At 65.5% G+C, this 26,574-nt stretch carries 21 protein-coding genes and 1 pseudogene; all 22 read right to left on the reverse strand.

What is annotated here, in order from left to right; translation table 11 throughout:
• Nucleotides 1-19 precede the first annotated feature (19 nt).
• Nucleotides 20-898, reverse strand: a complete 879-nt coding sequence (locus tag AL755_RS15965; protein WP_054011850.1) for a metal ABC transporter permease — start codon at nt 896-898, stop codon at nt 20-22.
• Nucleotides 895-1,710, reverse strand: a complete 816-nt coding sequence (locus AL755_RS15970) for a metal ABC transporter ATP-binding protein (RefSeq protein WP_054011851.1) — start codon at nt 1,708-1,710, stop codon at nt 895-897. Before AL755_RS15970 ends, AL755_RS15965 begins: the two co-directional genes overlap by 4 nt.
• Nucleotides 1,711-1,760: 50 nt before the next feature.
• Complete coding sequence (locus AL755_RS15975) at nt 1,761-2,678, reverse strand: metal ABC transporter solute-binding protein, Zn/Mn family (protein WP_054011852.1); 918 nt, start codon at nt 2,676-2,678, stop codon at nt 1,761-1,763.
• A gap of 80 nt (nt 2,679-2,758) precedes the next feature.
• A complete protein-coding gene (locus AL755_RS15980; RefSeq protein WP_054011853.1) occupies nt 2,759-3,817 on the reverse strand; it encodes a hemolysin family protein in 1,059 nt (352 codons plus the stop codon).
• A complete protein-coding gene (locus AL755_RS15985; protein ID WP_054011854.1) occupies nt 3,814-5,181 on the reverse strand; it encodes a hemolysin family protein in 1,368 nt (455 codons plus the stop codon). The genes AL755_RS15980 and AL755_RS15985 overlap by 4 nt, the downstream gene beginning before the upstream one ends.
• A 210-nt stretch (nt 5,182-5,391) precedes the next feature.
• Entirely contained in the window at nt 5,392-5,925 is a 534-nt protein-coding gene (locus AL755_RS15990; protein ID WP_054011855.1) for a flavin reductase family protein, read from the reverse strand.
• Between the two features lie 95 nt (nt 5,926-6,020).
• Nucleotides 6,021-6,530, reverse strand: coding sequence for a redox-sensitive transcriptional activator SoxR (gene soxR, locus AL755_RS15995; protein WP_054011856.1), 510 nt, complete (start codon nt 6,528-6,530; stop codon nt 6,021-6,023).
• A 14-nt stretch (nt 6,531-6,544) separates the two neighbouring features.
• Nucleotides 6,545-7,084 (reverse strand): gluconokinase, encoded by a 540-nt coding sequence (locus tag AL755_RS16000; protein WP_237762504.1) that lies wholly within the window; start codon nt 7,082-7,084, stop codon nt 6,545-6,547.
• 86 nt (nt 7,085-7,170) lie between these two features.
• Nucleotides 7,171-9,431 (reverse strand): annotated as a pseudogene (locus tag AL755_RS16005) (gluconokinase, GntK/IdnK-type).
• Between the two features lie 35 nt (nt 9,432-9,466).
• On the reverse strand, nt 9,467-10,696 hold the full coding sequence (gene manD / locus AL755_RS16015) for a D-mannonate dehydratase ManD (protein WP_054011858.1): 1,230 nt from the start codon (nt 10,694-10,696) through the stop codon (nt 9,467-9,469).
• Between the two features lie 39 nt (nt 10,697-10,735).
• Entirely contained in the window at nt 10,736-12,223 is a 1,488-nt protein-coding gene (uidB, locus tag AL755_RS16020; RefSeq protein ID WP_237762506.1) for a glucuronide transporter, read from the reverse strand.
• Between the two features lie 328 nt (nt 12,224-12,551).
• The gene (locus AL755_RS16025; protein ID WP_082369355.1) at nt 12,552-13,991 is read right to left on the reverse strand and encodes a mannitol dehydrogenase family protein; all 1,440 of its coding nucleotides are present in this window, start codon (nt 13,989-13,991) and stop codon (nt 12,552-12,554) included.
• Complete coding sequence (gene uxaC, locus AL755_RS16030) at nt 13,988-15,412, reverse strand: glucuronate isomerase (protein WP_054011859.1); 1,425 nt, start codon at nt 15,410-15,412, stop codon at nt 13,988-13,990. Before uxaC ends, AL755_RS16025 begins: the two co-directional genes overlap by 4 nt.
• Before the next feature lie 59 nt (nt 15,413-15,471).
• Nucleotides 15,472-16,518: a LacI family DNA-binding transcriptional regulator gene (locus AL755_RS16035; protein ID WP_054011860.1), complete on the reverse strand. Its 1,047-nt coding sequence runs from the start codon at nt 16,516-16,518 to the stop codon at nt 15,472-15,474.
• A gap of 97 nt (nt 16,519-16,615) precedes the next feature.
• Nucleotides 16,616-17,782: a Gfo/Idh/MocA family protein gene (locus AL755_RS16040; protein ID WP_054011861.1), complete on the reverse strand. Its 1,167-nt coding sequence runs from the start codon at nt 17,780-17,782 to the stop codon at nt 16,616-16,618.
• 144 nt (nt 17,783-17,926) lie between these two features.
• Complete coding sequence (locus tag AL755_RS16045; protein ID WP_054011862.1) at nt 17,927-18,763, reverse strand: sugar phosphate isomerase/epimerase family protein; 837 nt, start codon at nt 18,761-18,763, stop codon at nt 17,927-17,929.
• 101 nt (nt 18,764-18,864) lie between these two features.
• Entirely contained in the window at nt 18,865-19,752 is an 888-nt protein-coding gene (locus AL755_RS16050) for an ATP-binding cassette domain-containing protein (RefSeq protein ID WP_054011863.1), read from the reverse strand.
• Complete coding sequence (locus AL755_RS16055) at nt 19,749-21,620, reverse strand: dipeptide/oligopeptide/nickel ABC transporter permease/ATP-binding protein (RefSeq protein WP_054011864.1); 1,872 nt, start codon at nt 21,618-21,620, stop codon at nt 19,749-19,751. The genes AL755_RS16050 and AL755_RS16055 overlap by 4 nt, the downstream gene beginning before the upstream one ends.
• Complete coding sequence (locus tag AL755_RS16060) at nt 21,617-22,558, reverse strand: ABC transporter permease (protein ID WP_054011865.1); 942 nt, start codon at nt 22,556-22,558, stop codon at nt 21,617-21,619. Before AL755_RS16060 ends, AL755_RS16055 begins: the two co-directional genes overlap by 4 nt.
• 75 nt (nt 22,559-22,633) lie before the next feature.
• Entirely contained in the window at nt 22,634-24,163 is a 1,530-nt protein-coding gene (locus AL755_RS16065) for an ABC transporter substrate-binding protein (RefSeq protein WP_054011866.1), read from the reverse strand.
• Between the two features lie 318 nt (nt 24,164-24,481).
• Nucleotides 24,482-25,489, reverse strand: coding sequence for a Gfo/Idh/MocA family protein (locus tag AL755_RS16070; protein WP_054011867.1), 1,008 nt, complete (start codon nt 25,487-25,489; stop codon nt 24,482-24,484).
• A gap of 102 nt (nt 25,490-25,591) precedes the next feature.
• Nucleotides 25,592-26,440: a sugar phosphate isomerase/epimerase family protein gene (locus tag AL755_RS16075; RefSeq protein WP_054011868.1), complete on the reverse strand. Its 849-nt coding sequence runs from the start codon at nt 26,438-26,440 to the stop codon at nt 25,592-25,594.
• Nucleotides 26,441-26,574 lie beyond the last annotated feature (134 nt).

Genomic DNA, 26,574 nt, shown 5'->3' on the forward strand with positions numbered 1-26,574 from the left:
TAGGGCGAGTTGGTCCCTGTCAGGCGGTGGCCGCGGAAGTCCGGGCGGACCAGCCGCGGCGGCGCCGCACCGCACCCACCACGCGGGCAATGACGTAGATCAGGAACGACAACGTGGTCACGTAGGGGCTGATCGGGATGCTCCCGCCCAGCGCCAGCATGATCCCGCCCACGGTGGAGATCATGGCGAACGCGACACTGAGCAGCACCACCATCTTCGGCGCGGCCGTGACCTGCAGGGCGGCCGCCGCCGGTGTGATGAGCAGGGCAAGCACCAGCAGGGCGCCCACCACCTGGATGGACAGGGCCACGGAAATTCCGAGCAGGAACATGAAGGCCAGGGACAGTGCCCGGACCGGCACGCCGCGCGCCACCGCAATGTCGGGGTCGGCGCTGGCGAAGGTGAGCGGGCGCCAGATGGCCACGAGCCCCAGGATGACCACCAGGGCAGTCGACGCCAGGACGGTCAGTTGGTTGGAGTCCACCGAGACGATCTGGCCCGTCAACAGGCCAAATTTGTTCGCGGCCCGGCCCTGGTACAGGGACAGGAACAAGATGCCCAGGCCCAGGCCGAACGGCATGATCACCCCGATCACGGAGTTCTTGCCGCGGGCGCGGACCCCCATGACCCCGAGCAGCAGTGCGGCCAGGACCGACCCCACGAGCGACCCGGCAATGACGTCGGCGCCGATCAGGAGGGCAAAGGACGCCCCGGCGAAGGAGAGCTCGGCGATGCCGTGGACGGCGAAGGCGAGGTCCCGCATCATCACGAACGTGCCGATCAGCCCGCCCACCAGGCCCAGCACGGCGCCGGCCAGGATCGAGTCGCGGAACAGGGGCAGCAGCTCCCCGTAGTTGGTGAAGTCGAACACCGAGTTCAGATAGTCCTGCCAGTTCACAGCGCCTCCTCCGGCCGGTCGTCCACGAGGTGGCCGTCCAGTACGGAGTCGGGCCGGCCCACCACCACGATCCCGCCGCTGGTGTTGAGCACTTCGACGTGCGTGCCGTAAAGCTCGGAGAGCACTTCGGTGGTCATGACTTCCTCGGGTGTGCCGATCCGGAACTTGCCGCCGGCCAGGTACAGCACCCGGTCCACGTGGTCCAGGATGGGGTTGATCTCGTGCGTGACAAAGACGACGGCGGTTTGGTGGTCCTTGGCCTGCCGGCCCACCAGGGCGCTGACGGCCTTTTGGTGGTTCAGGTCGAGGGAGAGCAGCGGCTCGTCGCACAGCAGGACCTCAGGGTCGCTGGCCAGCGCCTGCGCCACGCGCAGCCGCTGCTGTTCACCGCCGGAGAGCATGCCGACGGGCATTTTCGCGTAGTCGCTCGCACCGACCTTGGCCAGCAGTGTGTCGACGCGTTCGCGGTAGCCGCGCCCGTGCAGGCGCACGCCCCAGCGGTGGCCGTCAAGGCCCAGGCCCACCAGGTCGCGGGCCCGCAGGGGCGTATCGGGGGAAAAGTGTTTTTGCTGGGGCACGTAGCCGATGCGTCGGCTGCCGCGCCTGGCGGGCTCGCCACCAATGGAAACGGTGCCCGAGCTGAGCGGGGAAAGGCCGAGCAACACCTTCAGAAAACTGGTCTTGCCGCTGCCGTTGGCGCCCAGGACGGCCAGGAACTCGCCGGGGGCAATGTCGAGGTCCAGCCCGTCCCAGAGGGTTCGCTGGCCGTAACGCAGGCGTGCGTCACGAAGACTGACCACGGGTGGGGGCATGACTATCCTTGGGCTCGTGCTGGTGCGGGTTTTACTGCCGTAGTCCAAGGTTATCCGGCCAGCGCCTTCAACAGGTTCCCGACATTCGCGGTCATCCATTGCAGGTAGCTGGTGTTGGCCGGCAGGGTTTCTGAAACGTCCAGCACGGGGATCCCGGCGCCCTGGGCGGCGTCGAGCACGGCCTTCGTCTGCGGGCCTTCGGTTTGGGTGTTGTAGGCCAGGAGCTTGACCTCGTGGCTGCTGAACAGCGCAGTGGTTTTCAGCAACACGGCGGCCGGCACGTCATTGCCATCCTCGACGGCCTTGCTGTAGGCCTCGGGCGTCTTGTTCACGAGCCCGGCCGCCGTGAGCATGTACAGCGGCACGGGTTCGGTGATCGCGGCGGGGGTGCCGTCGTAGCTCTTCTTCACCGTTGCCAGCTGGCCCTCGAGGGCGCCAAGCTGCTTCTTGAACGTGGCGGCGTTGTCCTTGAACGCCGCGGCGCCGGCGGGGTCGGCCGCGCTCAGCCGGGCCACCAGCTGGTCGGCGAGCGTGTCCATGACGGGGAAGGAGTACCAGAGGTGCTCGTTGAAGTCCGCGGCGCCGGTATCCATGCCGGACAGCGAGGCCACGTTGACGATCTTGTCGTCGGCGAGCACGCCGGAGGCCAGCTGGCCGAAGAAGTCGTCGTAGCCGCCGCCGTTCTCCACGCCGAACGCCGCCTTGGACATGGCCAGCTTGTCCTGCGGCGTTGCCTCGTAGGAGTGCGGGTCGGCGTCGGGCCGGTCGATGATGGAGTACACCGAGACCTTGTCCCCGCCAATCGCGGAGATGATGCTGCCGTACACATTGGTGGAGGCAACCACGGAGATCTTGCCGTCGTTGCCTCCACCTGCGGAGGCGCCGCCCCCACAGGCGCCCAACAGCAACGAAGCTGACGCGGCAAGGGCCACGATGAGGGCACTTCGGTGGGGGCGGCGGAGGCGCATGTGATTCCTTCAAGGGTTGCTAATGAGAATAATTACCAATAAGACTCTCATCAGCATAACCTAATTGGGAATGATTCGCATCAAGCCTTTCGGCGTTCGTGGATGTGCGTCTGGGTGGCGTCGCGGATCTCGCCCACCAGCTGCTCGATCACGTCCTCCAGGAACAGCACGCCCACGGTCCGCCCTTCGGCGGAAATGACGCGTGCCACGTGCGATCCCGTGCGCTGCATGATGGCCAGCGCATCCTCGATTTCCTCGTCCACGGCCAGGTTGACCATGGAACGCACGCGCCCCTCCCCGATGGGCATCTCGTACCGCTCCACCGGAATGGGCAGCACGTCCTTCAGGTGCAGGTAGCCCAGCAAGGCGCCGGAGTCGTCGGCGAAGACAAAGCGGGAGAATCCGGTCTTGCCCACCTTGTGTTCAAAGTCCACGGGCGTGGCCGACGCCGGCAAGGTCACCACCTGCTCCAGCGGCACCATGATGCCCTGCGCCGTTTGGCGGGAGAACTCCAGGGCGCCGTTGATGAGGCCCGTCTGGTCATCGACGAGTCCGCTGCGGGTGGACTCGGCCACGATTGACTGCACCTCCTCGAGCGTGAAGGTGGAGGAGACCTCGTCCTGGGGTTCGATCCGGAACCACCGCACAATGTGGTTGGCGGTCCAGTTCAATGCCACGATCACGGGGCGCACCACCTTGCCGATGACCACCAGGGGCGGGGCCAGCAGCAGCGCCGCCTTGTCCGCGGCGGAAACGCTCATGTTCTTGGGCACCATCTCGCCGAACGTCACGTGCAGGAACGTCACGATGAGCAGCGTCACCACGAAGGCGAGCGGGCCGGAGATGTTGTCCGCGATGCCCAGCGCGTGCAAGGGTGCGGCGAGCAAGTGGTGGATGGCCGGTTCGGCCACGTTCAGGATCAGCAGGGAACATACGGTGATGCCCAGCTGCGAACATGCCAGCATGAGCGAGACGTTTTCCATGGCGCCCAGGGTGATCTTGGCGCGTTTGGACCCGGCGTCGGCCAGCGGTTCAATCTGGCTTCGGCGGGCGGACATGATGGCGAATTCGGCGGCCACGAAGAACGCGTTTCCCAACAGCAGCACCACCAGCCAGGCAATTCCGGCTCCGGCGCTCACAGCGAATCACCGCCCTTGGAATCCTCGGTGCCGGCTTCGGGCACGATGGGGGTCTCCCCCGTGTCCGGCTGCGGTGCGGGAATGAAGCAGATCCGGTCGATGCGGTGCCGTTCCAGCCGGTCCACCACCAGGGTGCCGCCTTCCACGGGGACGGTGTCGCCCACCACGGCGATGCGGCCAAGTTCGGCCATCATGAAGCCGCCCACGGTTTCGTAGCCGGCCTCGTCGGGCACGTTCAGCGGCCCGATGCGCTCGGAGACCTCGTCCGGGCGGAGCAGGCCCGGGAAGAACCAGTTGCCGTCGGCGCTTTGCAGGATGCCCGGCTTGGTCCGGTCGTGTTCGTCGGAGACTTCCCCGACGATTTCCTCCACGAGGTCCTCCAGGGTGGTGACGCCGGCGGTTCCGCCGTATTCGTCCTGAACCACGGCCATTTGCAGGTTGCCTTCGCGCAGTTCCAGGATCAGGGCGTCCAGGTGGACCGTTTCGGGCACGCGCAGCACATCGGTCATGATGGCGCCGGCCTCGATCGTGGCCCGCTTGCGGAACGGAATGGAGACGGCCTTCTTCAGGTGGACCACGCCCAGGATGTTGTCGGCGGAATCCCCGATGACGGGAAAGCGGGAGTATCCGGTGCGCCGGGCGGCCTCGATGATGTCGGCCACGGATTGTTCGGATTCGATGGTTTCCACGCGCATGCGCGGCGTCATGACGTCTGCGGCGGTGCGCTCGCCAAAGCTGAGCGTACGCGCCACGAAACGGGCCGTGCCCTCATCGAGCGTGCCCATGGCGGCCGAGCGGCGCACCAGGGAGGCCAGCTCGGCCGGGGACCGGGCCCCGGAGATTTCCTCCTTGGCCTCCATGCCGAAGAGGTGCAGCACCTTGTTGGAGAAGCCGTTGAGCACCACGATGGCCGGCTTGAACACGGCGGTGAAGACCAACTGCGGGCGGGCCACGGCCTTGCCGATTTCAAAGGACCGCGCAATGGCCATGTTCTTCGGGACCAGTTCGCCAATAAGCATGGACAGCAAGGTGGCAACCACCATTGCGGTGGCCAGCGAGATCGGCGCCACGGCCGCCTCGGGAACCCCGAGTCCGGCCAGCGGCACGGCAAGGAGCGAGCCCAGCGACGGTTCAATGAGGAAACCGGTCAGCAGTGTCGTCAAGGTGATGCCGAGCTGGCAGCTGGAGAGCTGGGTGGAAAGGGATTTCAGGCAGCGCAGCAGCGGCACGGCGGCCTTGTCGCCGTCGTCCACGGCGCGTTGGACACTTGATTGGTCAAGGGCCACGAGGGAAAATTCAACGGCAACGAAGAACCCGGTGCCGAGGATGAGCAGGAGGCCTGCGCCCAGAAGGAGCCACTCCATTTACAGGACCCCCGTTTCAGCGGTTGAACGCCGGGGGTTGGGCGCCGGCGGGGGGTGGTCGGCGCTGGGGCCGACCGGTGCGGGCGTAGAAGTATGGTGGTCGCGTGTACGGGATTTGCCGGCATGGGCAACGGTGGCGCTTGAGCGTGACTGGACGCTCCGCGAACCGTTGTGCCGGCCCCTAGATTTACTTTCCATAGGTTTTTCAGTCTACATGAGGGCGTTTGGCGCCGGGTGGCCGGCCAGGGCGTGATAGCCGCGCCGGTGGTAGACCATGGGGTGTCCGGGGGTGTCCGGGGCGATGATGCCAACGACGGCGGCCGCCACCAGCAGGGAGCCGCCGGCCCGGGTGCGGCTGAGCACCTCGCAGCGCAGTGCGTAGCCGCCGTGTCCCAGTAAGGGCTCGCCCGTCTCGAGGCGGCTCCAGTCCATGGCTCCGGTGAATCGCTCGGCGACGGGGCTGGCAAATGCCTGGGCAAGCGCCAGGTCGTCGGCTGTGAGCAGGTGCACCACGAGGGTGTCGGCCACGGCGATGGCGGCCGCGGAGCCCGATTGTGAGGCCAGGGAGAAGGCGAGGATGGGCGGCTCGGCGGAAACCGACGCCACGGAGGAGGCGGTGATGCCCACGGGCCCCGTGCCAATGTCGGCGGTGATGATGGAGACGCCGGCCGGATGCCCGCCAAAGGCGTCCTTGAAGTCGCGGGTGACCTGGGGGGCCGTGGTGGCCAATGGCTGCGCCGTCATGTGCTTCGGAGTCCTCTCAACATGGCCGTGGCGGATGCCCGGGCCAGTTACGACTCTAGAACCTCAACATTAGTTGAGGTCAAATCGCGGCAACCTCAGCCGCCGTCGAACGCGCGGGCGCCCGGACCCTTGCCGGCCACTTCGTCATCCGGGTTCACAAAGCCGCATTCGGCCAGCGACAGGCAGCCGCAGCCGATGCAACCGCCAAGGCTCCCCCGCAGCTTTTCCAGCGCGGCAATGCGGGCGTCGAGTTCCTCGCGCCAGCGTTCGGAGAGCCGCTGCCAGTCCGCCTGCGTGGGCAGCCCGTCAGTGGGCAGCTCGGCAAAGACCTCGGACACCAGTGCCAGCGGGATCCCGGCCCGCTGGGCGGCCCGGATCACGGCAACCCGGCGCAGCACCGACCTCGGGTAGCGGCGCTGGTTGCCCGCGGTTCGGGCGCTCGAAATGAGCCCCTGGCGTTCATAGAAGTGCAGGGCGGAGACGCTGACGCCGCCGCGCTCGGCCACCTGGCCCACACTGAGCAGTTCGGCGGCACGGGGCTGTTCGGCATTGAGGGGCTGCCCGGCGTCGTCGGGCTCCGGTGCGGGGACGGCCGGGAGCTCCATGGCTTGGCTCCGGCCTAGTTGCCCGCGGTGTGGCGAATGCCGGCGACGGACTGGGCGAGGATCTCGGAGATGCTGTGCGAAATGTCGATGACGACGGCGCGTTCGTCGGCACCCAGCGGTTCCAGGGCGGCCAGCTGGGATTCAAGGAGCGCCGGCGGCATGAAGTGCCCGGAGCGGCCCTGGAGCCGGGAGCTGAGCACCTCGAGGGAACCGTCAAGGTGCAGGAAGATGGTGTCCGGCGCCTTGGCGCGGATCACGTCGCGGTAGCTGTGCTTGAGTGCCGAGCAGGCGATGACGATCCCTGCCGCGGTGGTTCCGGCGAGCTCGTCGCCGACGATTTCCAGCCACGGCCAGCGGTCCTCGTCCGTCAGGGGCGTGCCGGCGGCCATCTTGCTGATGTTCGACATGGGGTGCAGGGAATCGCCGTCCAGGAACGGGATGTCCATGGCGTCCGCCACCAGCGCGCCGATGGTGCTCTTGCCCGACCCCGACACGCCCATGACGATGACTCGGGTGGCGGCGCGTTCGGCGTTGGGCGTTTCGGGGATGTTCACTGGCGTATCCATACTCTCTTGTATACCAAAGGCTGGCGCGGGCGGCCGCATCGGGCCGCTCGCGCCAGCCTTTGTTGCAGATCGGGCTAGAGCCGGGTGTCGAAGGAATCGCAGAAGACGTTCTCGTTGAACGTGCCCTGGAATTCGGAGAGCCCCTGGATCTTCTCCACCGTGGCCCGGATCGCCTCGCGGGTGCCGGCGTGGGCGTGGATCGCGGTCTTGACCATGGGCATGTCGATGAGGTGGTTGGGCTGGTTCAGCGAAACGAATACGGTGGGTACCTCGGTGGTGTACCAGGGGATTTCCGCCGCCATGGGGGTGGACCACTTGATCCTGATGGCGGCCTCCTGGGCGAAACCCTTCACATTCGCGAAGACGAACGCGGCATCGTACTTGTCCGCGTAATCGGCCGTGGCCTCCTCGGAGATGACGGACATGAAGTTCACGCCCTCCTCCCCCGCCTCGGTGCGCTGGTCCGCGGTCTTGAAGGTGTGCACCTCAAAGCCGGCCCGCTCCAATTCCTCCGCCACCACATCCAAATAGCCCAGGGGGTCCGCGCGGGTGAAGTCGGAGCCGCCGGAGATCCCGTACAGCCGGATGCGCTTGTGCGTGGCCGGGGTGATGGGCAGGTTGGCGGCGGTGTCCTTGACCAGGGTGACCGTCTTGTCGGCAATTTCCGCGGCAATGGCCAGGTGGTCCGGGGAACCGATCGCGGCCAGCGCCGCGACGGGCGGCACCAGGGTGTCACGGTCCGCCGTGTGGAGCCCCAGCGATGCCTTCAATGCCAGGATCCGGCGCAGGGCGTCCGTCAACCGCTCGTCGGAGATCACGCCGTTGCGGTAGCCCTCCAGCATGAAGCCGAAGTCCTCCGCGGGGTTGCGGAAGAACAGGAACATGTCGCAGCCGGCCGCGATGGCCGCAGGCACCAGGTCCTTGCGCTTCATGGCCTGGGTCATGCCGATCATTTGGGACGCGTCGGTCAGGATCAGGCCGTTGAAGCCGAGCTCGCCGCGCAGCAGCTCCCCCAACAGTTCCGGGGCCAGGGTTGTCGGGAGCACGTCCGAATCGGCAAGTCCGGGCCGGAAGCGGCGGGAAAGCTCGGGGGCGCCGATGTGTCCGGCCATGATCGACTGCACGCCGTGGCCGATCATTTCCCGGTACACATGCCCGTAAGTGCGGTTCCATTCCTCGTAGCCAAGGGTGTTGTAGGAGGTGACCACGTGCTGGTCGCGCTCGTCGATGCCGTCACCGGGGAAGTGCTTCATGGCGCAGGCGGTGGGGGATTCGCTGATGCCGTCGAAGTATTCCTTGGCCCGCTCCACCACCACCTCGGGCGTGTTGCCGAAGGAACGGGTGGAGATGACGGTGTTGCGCCAGTTGTAGTGGATGTCCACGATGGGCGCGAACGCCCAGTTGCAGCCCAGCGCCGCGGTCTCGACACCGGCCACCTGCCCCATCTTCCGGGCAATGGATTTGTCCGGGTGGGAGCCGGCCTGCAGGTGGGTGGAGACGAAGGTGCCGTCGTCGCAGCTGCCGGCGCCGCCCATTTCCGGGTTGGATGCCACCAGCAGCGGGATCCTGGTCTTGGACTGTGCGTAGCGGATGTGTTCCTGCACCGCCCCCGAGGGACCGGGCCGGTACCGCATGCCGCCCACGTGGAAGTTCTCCAGCACCCCGTCCAGGTACTCCGGGGAGTAATCGTTGTTGTGGTTGATGAACAGCTGGCCGATCTTCTCTTCCAGCGTCATCGACCCGATGGTCGACTCCACCCAGGCCACGCCGGCGTCGTCGAGCTTGAACGGGGCTGCGCGCAAATCCACTTCGTAGGGCACTGCTACTCCTCTTGCTTTGGGGTCTATAGGTTGGTGGCGGGCACGGTGCCGCGGAGCCGGACGACGGCGCCGGCCACGAGGGCCTCAACGGGCGCCGAAATGTCCATCACCACGGCGGCCTCGTCGGCGCCCAGCGGTTCGAGCGTTGCCAGTTGCGAATCGAGCAGCGTGGCCGGCATGAAATGTCCGGACCGCCCCTCGAGCCGGGAGCCGAGGACCTCGCGGCTGCCGTCCAGGTGCAGGAAGACCGTCTCGGGTGCCTGCTCCCGGATGGCGTCCCGGTAGCTCCGCTTCAGGGCGGAGCAGGCTACCACCAGGCCGTTGGCGGAGCCGGCCAGCTCACGGCCCACCGTTTGCAGCCATGGTGCGCGGTCGTCGTCGTCCAAGGGCGTGCCGGCGGCCATCTTGGCGATGTTATCCATGGGGTGCAGGGAGTCCCCGTCCGTGAACGGCAGGCCCAGATCGTTCGCCACGAGGGCGCCGATCGTCGTCTTGCCGCAGCCGGAGACTCCCATGACCACAATGTGCCGGGCAGGCGACGGTGCGTGGGTCACCAGTCGTGGACCGTTCCGTCAACGAGGCGGTTGTACGGCAGGTAGGCCTGCTGGTACGGGAATGCCTTGGCGGCCTCCTCGTTGAATTCGACGCCGATGCCCGGGGTCTCGCCCGGATGCAGGTAGCCGTCCTTGAACGTCATGGACTGCTGGAACACTTCATTGGTCTTGTCGGAGTGCTGCATGTACTCCTGGATGCCGTAGTTGTGGATGGCCAGGCCCACGTGGAGCTGGGCGGCGAAACCGATCGGGGAAATGTCCGTGGGGCCGTGGAAGCCGGACTTGATCTGGTACTGGGCGGCGAAGTCCATGACCTTCTTCAGCGGCGAGATGCCGCCGAAGTGGGTCGAGGCGGCCCGCACATAGTCAATGAGCTGTTCCTTGATGATGGTCTGGTAGTCGTAGACCGTGTTGAAGATTTCACCGATGGCCAGCGGCGTGGTGGTGTGGTGGCGGACCCAGCGCAGGGCTTCCTGATTTTCGGCCGGGGTGCAGTCCTCGAGCCAGAAGAGGTCATACGGTTCCAGCGACTTGCCCAGCTTGGCGGCCTGGATGGGCGTCATGCGGTGGTGGCCGTCGTGGAGCAGGGGAAGCTCGGGGCCAAACTCGTTGCGGACCGCCTCGAACACGGTGGGCAGGTGGCGCAGGTAGGCGCGGGTGTCCCAGTCCTCTTCCTGCGGGAACGCGCCGCGGCCGGCGGGCTCGTAGTCGTAGCGCTCACCCGAGGCCTGGGCCTGGGCGGCAACACCGTAGACGGCCTTGATGCCGGGGATGGCGGTCTGGATGCGGACGGACTTGTAACCCAGTTCCAGGTGTTCACGGACGGAGTCGAAAAGCTGGGGAATGTCCGCACCGGAGGCGTGGCCGTAGGCCCGCAGGCCGTTGCGGGAGGCGCCGCCCAAGAGCTGGTAGACCGGCATGCCGGCAATCTTGCCCTTGATGTCCCACAGGGCCATGTCGACGGCGGCGATCGCTGCCATCGTGACAGGGCCGCGGCGCCAGTACGAGCTGCGGTACAGGAACTGCCAGGTGTCTTCGATCCGGTGCGGGTCCTTGCCGATGAGCAGCTGTGCCACGTGCTCCTTCAGGTACGCGGCGACGGCGAGTTCCCGGCCGTTGAGCGTGGCGTCACCAATGCCCACGACGCCTTCATCCGTGGTCACCTTCAGGGTGACGAAGTTGCGGCTGGGGCTGGTGACAAATACTTCTGCGGAAACGATTTTCACGAGGAGGTCCTTCCAGGGTGGTGGTTGCTGAGTGGAGTTCTAGTTGGCGGGGGCTGCCGGCGCGGCCGGGCCGTCGTCGTCACCGGCCTGGGCCGATGCACCGGGTTCGTTGCCGGCGACTGCCTGGCGTGAGGCCTCGAGGCGTACTTCGCGGCGTTCGGTGATCTCGGCGACGATCTGCTTGTGCTTGGCGTCGGTGAGCGGGTAGATGAACATGACGACTATTGCGAGAATGGCGAACACCATGGGCAGGAGCCCGGCGCCGGCACGGATGCCCAAGATGGCATGCTCGCTTTGCTGTGCTGCGCCTGCGGTGTAGCCACCCCAGGCAAGTGCGAAGGCGGCAAGCGCGCCGCCCACGGCCTGGCCGGTCTTCCGGGTGAAGGAGAACAGTGCGTAGGTGATGCCCTCGGTGCGGACGCCGGTCTTCCATTCACCGTATTCCACGGTGTCGGCTTCGAGTGCCCATACCAGCATGCTGACCAGCAGGATTCCCACCTGGGTGATAAGAACGCCCGCGAATGCAAGCCACACCATGCTGGAGGGCGCGAAGAACACGATCAACCCGCCAAGGCCCATCAGGACTCCGGCAACCAGGTAGATGTTCTTCTTCCCGAATGCACGAACCAAGCGGGGCAGGAAGCCGGCCATCCCGAATGTCAGGAAAATGTTCACGATGGACATGACTGCGTAAAGCGGCAGCGAGTGCAGCACATCGCGGAAGTAGTAGATCTGGACCGTGCCGACGGCCAACTGGCCGGTGAGGAAAAGGAAGGAACTCACGCACAGCAGCAGCAACGGCTTATTGCCCTTCAAGGTGGCAAGGCTCTGCTTCATCGACACCTTGGCGACCTCACGGACCACGCGTTCGCGGGTGCTGAAGACGGTGAACATGTACAGCGCGGTCCCGACCACGGCGAAGATGAGCGTCATGGTGGTGAAGAGCGGCTGCAGCTTGGCCCCGTCCTTCATCAGCGGCGCAATGAAGATGCCCAGGAAGGAACCGACGGCCACGGCGCCGATGGTGCGGGCGCTGGCCAGCTTGGCCCGCTCGCCCACCACCTGGGTCATGGCCCCGGCTAGGGAGCCGTAGGGAATGTTCACGAAGCTGTAGGCGAGGCCCAGCAGCGCGTAGCTGACGTAAGCCCAGAGCAGCATGCCGGACTGACCGATCTGCGGGATCGAGAAGGCTGCAACGCTGAGCAGCAGCAACGGCACGGAGCCGAACATAATGAACGGCCGGAACTTGCCGAGCTTCTTGTGGTATGTCTTGTCCACGAAGCGCCCGGCAACGATGTCGGAGAATGCGTCAAAAATGCGGACCACGAGCAGCAGCGTCCCGGCGGCCGCGGCACTGATGCCGGCGACGTCCGTGTAGTAGAGCAGCAAGAACATGGTGGCCGTTGTGAAGGCCAGGTTGTTGGCGGCATCGCCGGCGCCATAGCCGACAATGCTGAGCTTGCGTAGCGGCCGCGCGGAGGCGCCGTCTGCAGCGGTGGTACTGGTCTTTTCTTGTGTCATGGTCATCACGGGCTCCTTTACCCAATCACCGGCAATATGTTGGCCGTGTGCACTATGCGCCACCACGGCCGTGGTGAGATGTACCCCAAGCGCCCGGGTCCTTTTCCAGGAACCTTTGTCGCAACATCATCGTCCGTTTGTGAGCTGAATTACTATTAGTAAATCAGCTCAGACAACTTTTGGCAACCGTTTGCCAACATTTTCTTAACATGTTTCCCACGAACCCGGGCGCAAGTAGGCCGCCGGCGCCTTCAGAGGACAATCCGAAGGCACCGGCGGCCGGGGTCAACTGTCAATCGCTTGCCACTTTGGCCCGCGAAATCACCGGTTGTAGCTAGGCGGCGCGGACCATCGAGCGGTCCGAGGCGAGGGATGCCAGGAAGGCAACAACCTCCGGCTCGGCCGCAAGGTCGGCGTCCAGGATGGCCACGAGCGCACGCAGGTCCTCCCCTGCCGGCAAGGCAAGGGCGGCACCGAGTTCCGCAGCGGCGGCGTCGGCAATCTCCGCGCCGTTGAGCCGGCCCTGGCGCAGGAACGCCACCCAGGCGGCGATCATGCGCGCGGCGGCCTCACCGGTCCTGCCGGCGGCACGTTCGGCCTTCAGCACGGGGACAGCGCGCATTCGGAGCTTGCTGGAGCCGTCCATGGCGATCTGGGCCAGGTAGTGGGCAATGCGGCTGTTGCTGAAGCGATCGCGCAGCGCCGCACGGTAGGCCGGGATGCCCAGGCCTTCGGCGGGCAGGTTGCGCTCGGCCTCGTCCCAGAAGTCTTCGATCATGGCCTCGCAGACGGGGTCGGCCAGGGCCTGCGCCACGGTGGTGTGGCCGCGCAGCTGCCCGGCGTAGGCCATGAGCGAGTGGGCGCCGTTGAGCAGCCACAGCTTGCGGTTCTCAAAGGCCTCGATGTTCTCGACAAACACGGCTCCGGCGCTTTCCCAGTCCGGGCGCCCGGCCGGGAAGTCGCCGCTGAGCACCCAGTCCCGAAACGGTTCGGTCACCACGGGGCTGGAGTCGGCAAAGCCTGTCCCGGCGGCCACAAGCGCAATCTCGGCGTCGGTGGTGCGCGGGGTGATTCGGTCCACGGAAGTGCCGACAAAGCTGACGTTTTCCGCGATCCAGGCACCCAGCTCCGCGTCGGCCGCCTCGGCCAGCGGGACGATCGCGGCACGGGCCGCTGCACCGTTGTGGGCCAGGTTGTCGCAGGAGACCACGGCGATGGGACCGGCGCCGGAGCGGCGGCGGGCGTCAAGTGCCTGGACCAGGCGCCCCGCCGCGGTCACCGCCCAGCCGGGCTCGCCGCCGTCGTTGGCGCCGTCGTTGCTGACGGCTGCCTTGAGGGTTTCGATGTCGGCGGCGACGGCAGGGTTCGCGGTGTCCAGCGCACCATTGGAGGCCAGGTTGTAGGCGGCCTCGGTGATGGTCAGCGTCACGATTGCGGTGGCCGGGGCGGCGACCAGGCGGGCCAGGGTGGCCACGTCTGCGCCGTCGTGGGCCTCGACAATGCTGGTCATCAGCTCAAAGCTGTCGCCGCCCTCGGCCCGTTCGATGAGCGTGAACAGGCCATCCTGGGCGGCGAGTGCCACGGCGGCGTCGGGGCGGCGGCCCGTGAAGGCGGCAATGCCCCACTCTGCGGCGTCCGAGGCGTGTTGGGTGTACCAGGCCTGGTGGGCGCGGTGGAAGGCGCCAAGGCCCAGGTGGACGATCCGCACGGGGGCGGCGGGCCCCACGTTGGCGGCGGCGCGGGTCAGCGGTTGGACGGATTCGGTGGTGCTCACAGTTTGAAGGCCCTTCGGGGTGCGGCGTCGACGATGTCGACGATGATTTCGTGGGCGCGGGCCTCGCTGATGCGACGCTCGGCCGCGAGGCGGGACAGGAAGCTCGCCTCGATCCGCCGGGACGTGTTGTGCCGGGCCGGGATGGAGCAGAAGGCGCGGGTGTCGTCGATGAAGCCGGAGGACCGGGAGAAGCCGGCCGTCTCGGTCACGGCGGAGCGGAAGCGCAGCATGGCGTCCGGGGCGTCCAGGAACCACCACGGGGCGCCGATGAACACCGACGGGTAGAAGCCGGCCAGCGGGGCGATCTCCCGGGAGAAGACGGTCTCGTCGATCGTGAACGGAATGAAGTGGAAGCCGGGTGCGGTGCCGAAGTCCTCCAGCATGGGCCGCAGCGCCTCGGTGTAGCTGACGGCGAACGGGATGTCGTGGCCGGTGTCGGCGCCGAAACCCTTGAAGGACGCCGTGTGGTGGTTGCGGAAGACGCCCGGGTGAATGGTCATGACCAGGCCGTCGCTGACGGACATGCGTGCCATCTGGTACATCATGTGCGCCTCGAAGACATCGGCGTCGACGGCCGTGGCCTCCCCACGCAGGGCCTTCTCGAACAACGCCTGCGCCTCGGCCTGGCCCAGCCGCAGGGTCTGTGCGGTGCGGGCGCCGTGGTCGGCGGAGACGGCGCCGTGCTCCACGAAGTACTGACGGCGGTTTTCCAATGCGCGGATGTAGCCGGCGTAGCCGCCCACGCCGTCACCGGCCGCGTCGATCAGTTTCTGCACGCGTTCGGCCCAGCCGGCCGCGGCAAACTTGATGTAGGCGTCCGGACGGAAGGTGGGGAGCACCCGGCCGGTGAACGTGGGGTCCTTGGCGATGGCGGCGTGCGGCGCCAGGTCGTCCAGGGGATCGTCCGTGGTGGCCAGGACCTCGATGTTAAAGTCCTTGAACAGCTGGCGGGGACGGAACGCCGGGCTCTTGAGCTTGGCGTCCAGCTCATCGAAGAGTACGTCGGCGTTCTCGGCGCTGACCTCCCGGCTCAGGCCAAAGACGTGCTCGAAGGAATCGCGCATCCAATAGCCGGAGGCCGTGCCGTCAAACAAGGGCCAGGCCTTGGCGAATTCACGCCAGGTCTCGCGCGGTTCCACGGCCGTGGTGCCGCCCATGCGCAGCTTCTCCAAGGGGACGCCGCTGGCGTGGATCAGTCGGGTGACGTAGTGGTCCGGGCTCACCAGCAGCGTTGCGGGGTCCGGGAAGGGGGTGTCGAGTTCCAGCATGGCCGCGTCGACGTGGCCGTGGGGGGAAATGATCGGAAGCGCCTCGACCTCGCTCAACAGTGAGCGGGCGATGCTGCGCATTCCCGGGTCGGCCGGAAGCAGGCGGTCCGGATCGGCGGCTAGGGACGTGGACTGCTCGATTGATTGTGACATAGATCAATCGTGAGACAGCCGCGCCATTTTGTCAACCGGTTGCCAAAAGTTGCCGGAAGTCAGTTTCCCTCGCGTTCGGCCCGTCCCGTGGAGCCGCGCAGCACCAGCTCCGTGCTCAGCGGCGGCAATGGTGCGCTGTCGCCGACGCCGTCCAGATCGGCCAGGATGCGGCGTACCGCGGAGTCGCCCGACTGGCGCAGCGGGGATTTAATGGTGGACAGCGGCGGCGTAGTGAAATCGGAGCCGAAGATGTTGTCAAAGCCCAGGATGCTCAGCTCGTCGGGAATCCGCACGCCGGCCAGTTGCAGCTCCTGCATGAGGCCAATTGCCATGAGGTCGTTGTAGCAAAACACACCCGTGGCGCCGCTGGCCCGCACCGCCGCGGCGGAGCGCCGTCCGCCGTCGACCGTGGGCACGCCCGAGGCCACCACGGTGACCTCGATCGAGGACCAGTCGCACCGGGCCTTGATGCTTTCCCAGCGCCGCGCGGACATCCAGGACCGTTCCGGGCCGGCCACATAAGCCAGCGAGGTGTGGCCCAGGGCGGCCAGATGGCGGACGGCGTCGGTGACGCCGGCGTCCGTGTCGGCAACGAGGGAATGGACGCCATCCACGGAGCGGTTGATGACCGCAATCGGTTTGTCTGCGGCCAGGAGTCGGATTTCGTCGTCGGAGAGGCGCGGACTGGCCAGGATGATGCCATCCGCAGTGGCCAGCATGCGTTGGGCGGCCCGCATTTCAAGCTCGGCTGACTCGGCGGACTCGGCAAGGACCAACGTGTAGTCGCGCTCACTGGCGGCGGCCTCGGCGCCGCGGATCACGTCAAAGTAGGCGGGGTTGGTGATGTCGGAAACGATCAGCCCGATCGTGTTGGTGCGCCCCGTGGGCAGGGCCCGGGCAAAGACGTTGACCCGGTAGTTCAGTTGCGCCGCGGCATCCTCGATCTTCTTCTGGGTCTTTGCCGAAACCCTGCCGGGTTTGCTCAGCGCCCGGGACACCGTGGAGGGGTTCACTTCGGCAAGCGCGGCGATGTCGTAGATCGTGGGTGCGGATTTGCCGCCGCGGTGTTTTGCGGCGTCGAGGGGTGAAGTGGGTGTGTCGCTCAAGAAGGTCCTCCGGCGGTAGCTGCAACTGCCATCGTAACCCGGCAGAGGGGCCGGATATCGGCATATCCGGCCCCTCTGTTGAACTATTCGCCGCCCACTAGGCGCGTTCGGGGTACTTGCCCTCTTCGCGGATGCGCTTGTTGAGCAGGGACAGGAATTCGTCCTCGTCGAAGTCCAGGCCCACTTCTTCGCCCTTCCAGCTGGAAAGGTGGATGGCGTTGGCCAAACGGACCCCGTTGATGCCGTCGGAGCCCGGTGCCAGCAACGGCGTCCCGTCCAGGACGTTCGCCGCAAAGTTCTCCAGGACGCCGGCATGCTGGGCACCCCACTGCGAATCGAACTCGATGACCTCGGTGGTCAGGTAGTCGTCCATGTTCAGCTGGCCCGTGAACAGGCGCATGACGTCGGACATGTCCATACCCTTGCTGAGCTCGCGCTCGGGCTTCTTCAACCGGGTCACGGTGGCGGTCTTGGAGCCCTCCACCACGATCTTGCCCTGGTCTCCGAGGATCTCGAAGCGGTCGGTGCCGGCCATGTCGTGCGTGGCCGTGACGAAGGTGCCCGTGGCGCCGTTGCCGTAGTCGACAATGGCCGTGACCTCGTCCTCCACCGCGATGTCCCGGCGGAAGCCGTAGGAGACCTTGGAGAAGACGGACTTCGGCACGCCGCAGATCCACTGCCACAGGTCCAGCTGGTGCGGAGCCTGGTTGACCAGGACGCCGCCGCCCTCGCCGCCCCAGGTGGCGCGCCAGGCGCTGGAGTCGTAGTATCCCTGCGGACGCCACCAGGTGGTGATGATCCAGTTGGTGCGCAGGATGTTGCCGATCTCGCCGTTGTCGACGATCTCCTTCAGGCGCTTGTACAGCGGGTTGTTGCGCTGGTTGAACATGATCCCGAAGGACAGTTCCGGCTTGCTCGCGGCGAACTCGTTCAGTTCCTTGACCTGCTTGGTGTAGACGCCGGCCGGCTTCTCCACGAGGGCGTGGATGTCGCGCTTGAGCGCGGCGATGCCGATTTCCGGGTGCAGGTAGTGCGGGACGCAGGTGACGACGGCGTCGACGTCGCCGCTGTCCAGCATGGTCACATAGTCGTCGTAGACGTGCACATCGGGGTAGTTCTCGCCGGCGAGGTCACGCTTGGCGGAATCGGTGTCGGCGATGGCGCCGATCACCGTGTTCGGGACTTTGCCTTCCGCGATCAACTTGGCGTACATGCCGCCCTGCTGGCCGAGTCCGATAATGCCGAGGCGTAGTTTCTTGCTCACTTGTATCGTTTCCTTTTCGTTGCTGAAGTTCTTTGTGCGGTGATTGAGCTTGTCGAAATCACAGGTCTCGCTCCCCAGCCGCTCCCACTGCTCGCAAGCTCGCAGCGGGCCCCTCGCGGCCGTGGGCCCAGGCTCGACCAGCGGTCAGAAGCGGTCTTTGAAGCCCATTGCGACCAGGTTGTCGTGGGAGGTTTGCAGTGCTTCCCACACCGTGCGCCCGTAGAGCTCGTCCTGCTCAACGAGCAGGTACTGTGCGCCGGCGGCCTCCGCGGCGGGCACGATCGAGGCGAAATCGAGGTTGCCCTCGCCCACCTCGGCGAACTGGACCACGTTCTTGAATTCGGTCATGAAGCCGGCGAAGTCGCCGGTGTCGAGCATCCCGAACGCCTCCTCGGCAAGGGCGCCGATCCGGTAGTCCTTCAGGTGCACCATCGCGGTGCGGCCGGCGTACTTCTCCAGGGTGCGGACCGGGTCGAGGCCGCCGCGCTGGACCCAGTGCACATCGATTTCCAGGCCCATGGCCGGGGAGTTTTCGTTGATGATGTCCAGCATGTATTTGCCGTTGAACTTCGCGAACTCGATGTGGTGGTTGTGGTAATAGAGGCTGATGCCGTGCTCGGCGAGCCGTTCGGCGTAGCTGTTGGTCTCCTTGGCGAAGTCCACCACGGCGTCGATCGACTTCATGGCCGGGAACGGCAACATGCCGATGCGCAGCAAGTTCGTGTCCAGGCGCTTGGCATCGTCCACGATCTTCTCGAAGTCGTCCTTGAGGGATTCCCCCGGCCGTCCCACCGGCTTTTCCATCATGACGGACAACGAGGCCACGTCCATTCCCAGTTCGCTTTGGGCGCGGTCCAGTTCCGCAACATTTTCCGGTGTCATCGGGATTTGTGAAATCTCGACGGCGTTGTAGCCGATCTCGCTGACCTTGCGGAGGGTGTCGAACGCACCCGCCTCGGCAAAGCTGTCCTTGAGCATCATTGCTTGTACGCCTATTACGGCCACGTCATTCCTCCATTGATGGTGGCTTCCGGGTGGAAGCCGTTGTTCCTTGTGGGTAATTCCTTCAAGTGTCCCGCCGGTCAGACCGGCAGGCCAGCCTGAACATCTTGTTGGCGCTGGATTTCCAGCAACCGGTGCCTGTCCGCCCGCCGCTTTTCCTGCCGGTCCGGGTCGGGCACGGGGGAAGCGAGCAACAGGCGCTGGGTGTAGGGGTGCTCCGGATCCGTCGTGACCTGCCGGGCGCCGCCTTGTTCGACGATTTCCCCGTGGTACATGACGGCGACGCGGTGGCTGATGTGCCGGACCACGTCCAGGTCGTGGGAGACGAACAGGTAGGAGACTCCGGTGTCGCGCTGGATCTGCAGGAACAAATCCAGGACCACGGCCTGGGTGGAGAGGTCCAGTGCGCTGACGGGCTCGTCGCACACGATCAGCTTCGGGGACAGGGCCAGGGCCCGGGCGATGGCCACGCGCTGGCGCTGGCCGCCGCTGAATTCGCGCGGCAGCCTCTCGACGGCGTCGGATGGCAGGCCCACCTGGTCCAGCAGCTCCTTGACCCGTTTGCGTGCCGCAGCCGGTTCCTGGCCCTGGACCTTCAGCGGCTCCGCCAGGATGTCGCCAATCTGCAGGGCCGGGTTCAAGGAGGTGTAAGGGTCCTGAAAAACCACCTGCAGGTCCTTGCCAAGCCGGCGGCGCTCGGTTCGGCTGGCATGACTGATGTCGTTGCCCTCAAAAGTGATGGTGCCCCGGGTGACTGGCGCAAGGCCCAAGACGGCCCTGCCCAGGGTGGTCTTGCCCGAGCCGGACTCCCCCACCAGGCCCAGGGTCTCGCCCGGCTTGATGGAAATGTTGATGTCGGTCAGAGCCCTGAATGGCTTGCGCCGAAAACCCTTCAACGGGTATTCAACATCGAGACCGGTTACTGTGAGCAGCTCTGAACCGGTGCCCGGAACTTCAGTGGTGTTCACAGTGCCATCTCCTTCTCATCGGGATTGTCGCCACGTGCTGCTGCCTGCGCGGCGGTGATGCCGGCGGACACCAGCATGGTCATGGGTTCCTTGCCTTCAAGCATGGAGCCCAGGAGCTTTTGTGTGTAGGGGTCCTTCGGGTTGCGCAGAATGTCGCGGACATCCCCTTCTTCAACCATCCGGCCATTTTGCATGACAGCCACCCGGTCGCACAGATCGGCCACCACGCCGAAGTTGTGAGTCACCAGGATCACGCCCACGCCGAGGCGCATTTGCAAGTCCCGAATCAAGTCCAAAACGTCGGCTTGGACCGTGACGTCAAGGGCCGTGGTGGGCTCATCGGCGATGATCAGGTCCGGTTCGCAGCTGATGGCCCCGGCGATCAGCACGCGCTGCGCCATTCCGCCGGAGACCTCGTGCGGGTACGCATCAAAGGTCTTTTGCGGGAACCGAATGCCGACGTCGTCGAGCAGTTGGAGGGCGCGCTTTCTGGCCTCGCCCTTGGAAATCTTCAGCACACGCACCATGGGCGTGACCAACTGGTAGCCGATGGTAAAGGCAGGGTCCAGGTTGCTCATGGGTTCCTGGGGGATATAGGAAATCCGTTTGCCCCGGAAGTCGCTGAGCCGTGCCTGGCTCACGCGATCGTCCGTCGGCGCAACCGTGTACTGGCCGTCAAACTGGATGCTGCCCGCCACGATCCGGGCGTTGTCGGGAAGCAATCCAAGGATCGAGAAGGCGGTCTGGGATTTGCCGGAACCGGATTCACCAACAATGCCCAGCACTTCACCGCGGTCCACATGGAAGGAGACATCGTCGACGACCTTCTTAATGGAACCGTCCGCCTGCGGGTAGCCCACGCCCAGGTGGGACACCCTGACCAGGTGGTGCTCAGTGCCGGTCTCGACGGTGGCCGCATTAGTGCGGTCGGGGCGCTTCCGGCTCGCGGCCAGGGCGGCCTGTGCGGAATTGCTTCCCCGCTTGGGTGCCTTGATCTTTTCGGCATCTTCGAGCGCATCACGGATGGCGTTGCCCAACAATACAAGGGCGCCGATGGTCAGGCCAATTGCCAGGGCGGGCCAGACCAGCAGGAGCGGGCTGAGGTAGATGTTCTTGAAGCCCTCATTGAGCATGACGCCCCAGGTGGCCACGGCGGGGTCACCCAGGCCCAGGAACTCCAAACCGGACTGGATGGCGATGGCGACGCCGCAGATAACAGCGGTTTGGATGATGATCGGTGCGCGTACCACCGAGAAGATGTGGCGGGAAATGATGGTGGCGTCGCTGAGGCCGGCCACTCGGGCGGCATCAACATAGAGCTCGTTGCGGACCGACTGCACGGCGGTGCGCGTCAGGCGGAAGTAGCCGGGGCTGATCAGGATGCCAAACGCGACCATGGAGATCCAGACGGACGGGCCGAGGGCCGCGCGGACGGTCAGGAGCACGATGATGCCGGGCAGGCTCATGAGGACGTTGACCACCCAGTTCGCAACGGCGTCGAACTTGCCGCCGTAGTATCCAGCGATGAGGCCGGAGGGCAGGCCGATGGCGATGGCGACCGCGGCGCACAACAGGGCCGACAGCAACGTGGTGCGGGCGCCGAACACGAGGCGGCTCCACACGTCCCGTCCGACGCTGTCGGTGCCGAGGAGGTTGACGGCGTCGCCGGAGGCCAGCGTCTTGCCGATGTTGGCGAAGTTCGGGTCGAAGGGGGCCAGCAGGTTGGCGAAAACTGCCAGGACGATCATGAACAAGATCACGACGATGGCGGACAGGCCCAGCGGGTTCTTGAGGATCTTCACAATGACGTGGGACCGGACGACCGTCCCGGTTTGGCCGACGAGCTCGGCGGGTTGGGTCAGGCTCATGACACACGCACCTTGGGGTTCAGCCAGCCGTTGATGAGGTCCACCAACAGGTTGACGATGATGACGATGATGACCGTGTACAGCACCACGCCCATGACGAGCGGGATGTCGCCGGTGCTGGTGGACTGTACGGCCAGCGCGCCCATGCCGGGCAGCGCAAAGATTTGTTCGATGATGACGACGCCGCCGAGCATGCCCACGAATTTCAGGCTGAGTACAGTCAGCCCTGCGGGCGCGGCACTGCGCAGCACATGCTTGAGAATGATTTCCCGTTCGGAGATGCCGCGGCTGCGAAGTGTGCGGACATAGTCCTTTTCCAGCTGCTTAATGACGGCGCTGCGGATCTGCTGGGCGATGCTGGCGATGCCGTTGATGAGCAGGGCAATGACGGGCAGTGTCATCGAAGCCACCCAGGCGGACGCACCGGCATCCGGGGCGATACTGCTGGTGGCCGGGAACCACTTCAGGCTGATGGCAAAGACCGAGACCAGCACGATGGCCAGAACAAAGTCGGGGATCGCGTCGCCCACCACTGCGGCACCCTGGACCATGCGGTCGATCCAGCCGCGCTTGACGGCGGCTGCGACTCCCAGGAGGGTCGCCACGATGGCGATACAGACAATGGAGACACTGACGAGCGTCAGGGTGATGGGCAGGCGGGTGGTGATGGCGCTGATCACCGGTTCGGACGTAAACCACGAGGCACCAAAGTCACCGTGGAGGGCGTTTGAGGCCCATTCGAAGTAACGGGTCAGCAGTGGCCGGTGCAGTCCCAGCTCAACTTCCTTGGCCGCCACCTGTTCCGGGCTGGCGGATTCGCCCAGGATGTTGCGGGCGATGTTGGCGCTGGAGAAATACAGGAGGCAAAAAGTGACAAAGGATATTGCGACAAGCACCGAGATGCCCGAGACAATTCGTTTGAGGATGAAGGTAACCATGGGGTGCTCCCGGTGGAGGGGGTCAAGGATGGAAGGGTGTGCCGGGGGCGGTGGCCGCCCCCGGCACGTGCGCTGCTACTTTGCGGGCGCGTAGTTGTAGATGGACGGGACGGCCTGCTGCAGCTGCGGCGTGACGTCGATCTTCTTGTTGCTGAAGTACATCTGGTTGATGCGGAACAGCGGGGCAAACCAGGCGTTCTTGGTGATGTAGTCGTTGACGGCCTTGGCCTTCTCCCCGCTCTGCTCGCCGGCATTTTGGACGGCATCGATCAGGGTTGTCAGCTCAGGGGTCTGGGTCTTGAACGGGTTGTACAAGGCAGTGGTGGAGATCATCTGGTTGATGGCAACCCACGGCTCGCCCTGGTAGAGCTGGAACGGCGCCGCCGCGAACTTGCCGCCCGCCATGTCCGGGACAATATTGGCCGGCGGGACAGTTTCCGCCTGCACCTTGATGCCGATGTCACCGAGCTGCTGGGTAATGACCGCAACGATGCTCTCGTAGCCGGAGAACACCGGAATCGTCAGGGTGAAGCCATTGGCGTATCCGGCCTCGGCCAGCAGTGACTTGGCCTTGGCGGGGTCATACGGGTAGGTGTTGTCCAGATCCTGGACGAACGCGCCGCTGGCGGGGCCAAACACCTGGTTCGTCACCGTTCCCTCGCCGAGGTACTGCTGGGCCAGGATGGTCTTGCGGTCAAAGGCGTAGTTGATGGCCTGGCGAACCTTGACGTTAGCCAAAGCCGGGTTCATCTTGCCGTCACGGTCGAAGAGCAGCAGGCCCTGCCAGTCCGTCTGGTACTTGTGGGCCACCATGCCGGCGGCTTCGGCCTGCTTGCCCGTCTTGGGGTCCAGCAGCCCGGCGTCAACCTGGCCGGAGACAAGGGCGTTGGTACGTGCAGTCAGGTCAACCAGGTACTTGATGGTGATCTTGTCGAACTTCTGCAGATCCTTGTCCCAGTAGCCGGCACGCTTGGTGAAGACGTACTGCGAACCCTTGACGGAATCCTTGGCGTCGAAGACGTAGGGACCGGAGCCGTCGGGGGCCGTCTTGATGCCGGGGGTCCCGATGGCCTTGGGGCTTGCCTGCAGGCCCAGGGCCTGGGTCAGGTAGTAGGTGAACGCCGGGTCGGGGGCGTTCAAGGTGATGGCCACGGTGGCCGCGTCCACCACGGCGACGCTCTTGATGGAGGCACCCTGGTAGGAGTCCTGGCCGTTGGCCGTCTTGAAGTGGTCCAGGTTGGCCTTGGCGGCCGTGGCGTCGAACTTCGTGCCGTCGCTAAAGGTGACGTCTGTGCGCAGCTTGAGCGTCAGGACGGTCTGGTCCTTGTTGTACTCCCACGACGTGGCAAGCATCGGATCGAGCTTGCCATCGGGTGCCCGGCGGATGAGCGTGTCATAGGCTGCCTGATAGAACGGCATGGTGTGCCCGATGTGCGCATCCGTCGGGTCGAACGTCTTCAAATCCTGAACACTTGCGAGAGTGAGCGTCGTTGCCGGAGCGCCCGCGGCGCCACCGCCGGCCGTGCCGCCACCGCCACAGGCGGTCAGGGCAATCGTTGCCGCTGCAATGGCGGCCACTGCAGCGTATTTTGGACCAAACTTCATTGTTGGCTCCTCGGTTCCTATAAGGGACGGATGTCGGAATAAGCGGAAAACTTATGTGTGGCGTGTGCCACATTTCCCCCGTGTGAAGATCACATTACGGGGGTTGGCAGTTTTTGGCAACCGATTGTCAAAAGATTCCGGGAAAGTTTGCATTTTGTGTCGGAGGATCAGAAAAATTCTCTTCAAACTTGGTCTCTGTGGATGACAACCGCTTGTTTGGATGCCTTACAAAGCGTCACATCGGCGGCAGCCCACAAGCCAAAATGGGCCCCGAACGGGGCCCATTTTGGGAGGGGAAAGGCTAAGTCGATGAAATGGTCAGGAAATCTGCGCCACCGCGTCCGAATAGCTCTGGGCATAGACGTCCTTGATGATCCGCAGCGTCTTCTGTGCTTCGGCGGGGTCGATCCAGAACGGCCCGTCCTGGCCCAGCTGGGAGTAGAAGTCCTCAATCAGGAGCCGGTGTGAAACACCCCAGTAGTCACGGCCGCCGCTTTCCACGCGACGTTCCGGCACCACCTCGACCCGGCCGTCGTCGTAGGTCACGGTGAGGTCCCCGCGCAGGCTCAGCACGGCCTTTTCGGTCACCACGTCCACCGTGACCGGGGCGTTGACGGGATTGGCCAGGGTTGCGTAAAACACGGAACGGGCGCCGTTGGCGTGGTCCAGGACCATCTCGGCGGTGTCCTCCACCTCGATCGTGTCGCCCAGTGCGTGGGTGGCGGTGTGGCCGCGAACGCCGCTGACCTCACCCACGAGCCACTGCAGCAGGTCCAGCGTGTGGATGGCCTGGTTCATGAGCAGCCCGCCGCCACCGCCTTCCCAGGTGCCGCGCCAGGGCCGGTTGAGGTAGTAGTCGGCGCTGCGCTGCCACATGACAGTGCCGGAGGCGCCCAGAACCCGGCCCAATTCCCCTGTGGACAGCAGCTTGTGCATGGCTTGCGCGGTGGCGTTGTAACGGTTCTGGAAGCAGATGCCGATCCGGGCGGAGCTGCCTGCGGCGGCATCGGCGAGCCGTTGCCCCTCGGCCAGCGTGTTGGCCAGCGGCTTCTCGGCAATCACATTGACGCCACGCTCCAGTGCGTCGACGGCCGGCTGGACGTGCTGGTTGTGGGGCGTGGTGACGTGGACGACGTCGGGGCGCAGCTGTTCCAGCATGGCCACGTGGTCATCGAACCCGGGCACACCCCGGGCGGCGACGGCGGCCGCCAGCCGGCCGGGGTCGGTGTCGCACACGGCCACCAGCTCCGCGCCCTCAATGGCGCCAATGGCGTCGAAGTGGACGGTGGCGACGTCGCCGCATCCAATGATGGCTACCCGGGTCATGTGGACTCCCTCAATCTGTTGAACAGTTCGCTGCTGGAAAGTGCTGAAATGGCCGATGCCGTCCGCGGGCACTGCTAGAACCCTGGCCGCCCGGTCCCGGGATCAGGCCAGGGCAACGCCGAGCTTGTCGGTGACGGCCCGGAAGGCGCGGGCGGCCTCGCCAAAAGCCTGCGGGCCGGAGAATCCGCCGAGTTCGTGCTGGGCGGCCAGGTGCGGTTCAAGCGACGCGAAGCCGGTGTACCCGTCGGCCAGCAGGGCGGCAAGGGTTTCCTCGAGTTCGCCGTCACCGTGGCCGGTGGGCACCACTTCGCCGGTGCCGGCAACGGCATCCTTGACCTGCAGGTATTCCAGGTAGGGGCGCAGCATGGCGTAGGCGTCGGTGTAGGGCTTGACCCCCACCTGGACAAAGTTGGCGTTGTCCCAGGCGGCGCGCAGGGCCGGCGAGCCGACGGTCTCCATCAGATCCAGGACGCGCTCCGGGGTGTCGCCGTAGATGTCTTTTTCGTTTTCGTGCAGAAGTACGACGCCGGCCTTCTCGGCTTCGGCGGCCAGCAGCGCCATGCGCTCCATGACGGCGTCGCGGATCTCTTCGGGCGTCTGCTCCGCTGCACGGAAGTAGGAGAAGATGCGGATATAGCGCGTGTCCAGGGCCTTGGCGACCCCGATGATGCGGCGCAGGCGCTCCACCTCGTGATCGGCCGGCAGGCTGATGTCCACCTTGCCGATGGGGCTGGCCACGGCCGAAACCGTCAGGCCGGCGCCGTCGAGGATTTCCTTGAGCTTGGCAACCTGCCCAGGCTCGAGCTCGACCACGTTGGTGCCCCAGGCGCTGCGGACTTCAATGTGCTTGGCGCCGAGTGCCAGCATGACGGCCGCCTGCACTGCGGGGTCGGGATCGATTTCATCGCCGAAGCCGGAAAGGGTCCAGGTAGCGGTGTTGGCGTTGGGCATGCGGGCCTCCAGGGGGTTCGGTTTACACGGTGCAAACGCGCCCAAACATCCGGCCTGGGTGCCGCACTGCACACTTTATTGCGTAATGGTGAGCCTAAGGCATGGAAAACCTTTTGACAACCGATTGCCAAAAT

It is taken from the genome of Arthrobacter sp. ERGS1:01, assembly GCF_001281315.1.
Lineage (GTDB): Bacteria > Actinomycetota > Actinomycetes > Actinomycetales > Micrococcaceae > Specibacter.

Bases quoted from the DNA above. Each gene is read 5' to 3' on its own strand.
- AL755_RS15970 (WP_054011851.1), bottom strand. From the start codon at position 1,710: ATGCCCCCACCCGTGGTCAGTCTTCGTGACGCACGCCTGCGTTACGGC.
- AL755_RS15990 (WP_054011855.1), bottom strand. From the start codon at position 5,925: ATGACGGCGCAGCCATTGGCCACCACGGCCCCCCAGGTCACCCGCGAC.
- AL755_RS16075 (WP_054011868.1), bottom strand. From the start codon at position 26,440: ATGCCCAACGCCAACACCGCTACCTGGACCCTTTCCGGCTTCGGCGAT.
- AL755_RS15985 (WP_054011854.1), bottom strand. From the start codon at position 5,181: ATGGAGTGGCTCCTTCTGGGCGCAGGCCTCCTGCTCATCCTCGGCACC.
- AL755_RS16070 (WP_054011867.1), bottom strand. From the start codon at position 25,489: ATGACCCGGGTAGCCATCATTGGATGCGGCGACGTCGCCACCGTCCAC.
- AL755_RS16045 (WP_054011862.1), bottom strand. From the start codon at position 18,763: ATGATGCTCAAGGACAGCTTTGCCGAGGCGGGTGCGTTCGACACCCTC.
- soxR (WP_054011856.1), bottom strand. From the start codon at position 6,530: ATGGAGCTCCCGGCCGTCCCCGCACCGGAGCCCGACGACGCCGGGCAG.
- uidB (WP_237762506.1), bottom strand. From the start codon at position 12,223: ATGACCATGACACAAGAAAAGACCAGTACCACCGCTGCAGACGGCGCC.
- AL755_RS16060 (WP_054011865.1), bottom strand. From the start codon at position 22,558: ATGGTTACCTTCATCCTCAAACGAATTGTCTCGGGCATCTCGGTGCTT.
- AL755_RS15975 (WP_054011852.1), bottom strand. From the start codon at position 2,678: ATGCGCCTCCGCCGCCCCCACCGAAGTGCCCTCATCGTGGCCCTTGCC.
- uxaC (WP_054011859.1), bottom strand. From the start codon at position 15,412: ATGTCACAATCAATCGAGCAGTCCACGTCCCTAGCCGCCGATCCGGAC.
- AL755_RS16065 (WP_054011866.1), bottom strand. From the start codon at position 24,163: ATGAAGTTTGGTCCAAAATACGCTGCAGTGGCCGCCATTGCAGCGGCA.
- AL755_RS16055 (WP_054011864.1), bottom strand. From the start codon at position 21,620: ATGAGCCTGACCCAACCCGCCGAGCTCGTCGGCCAAACCGGGACGGTC.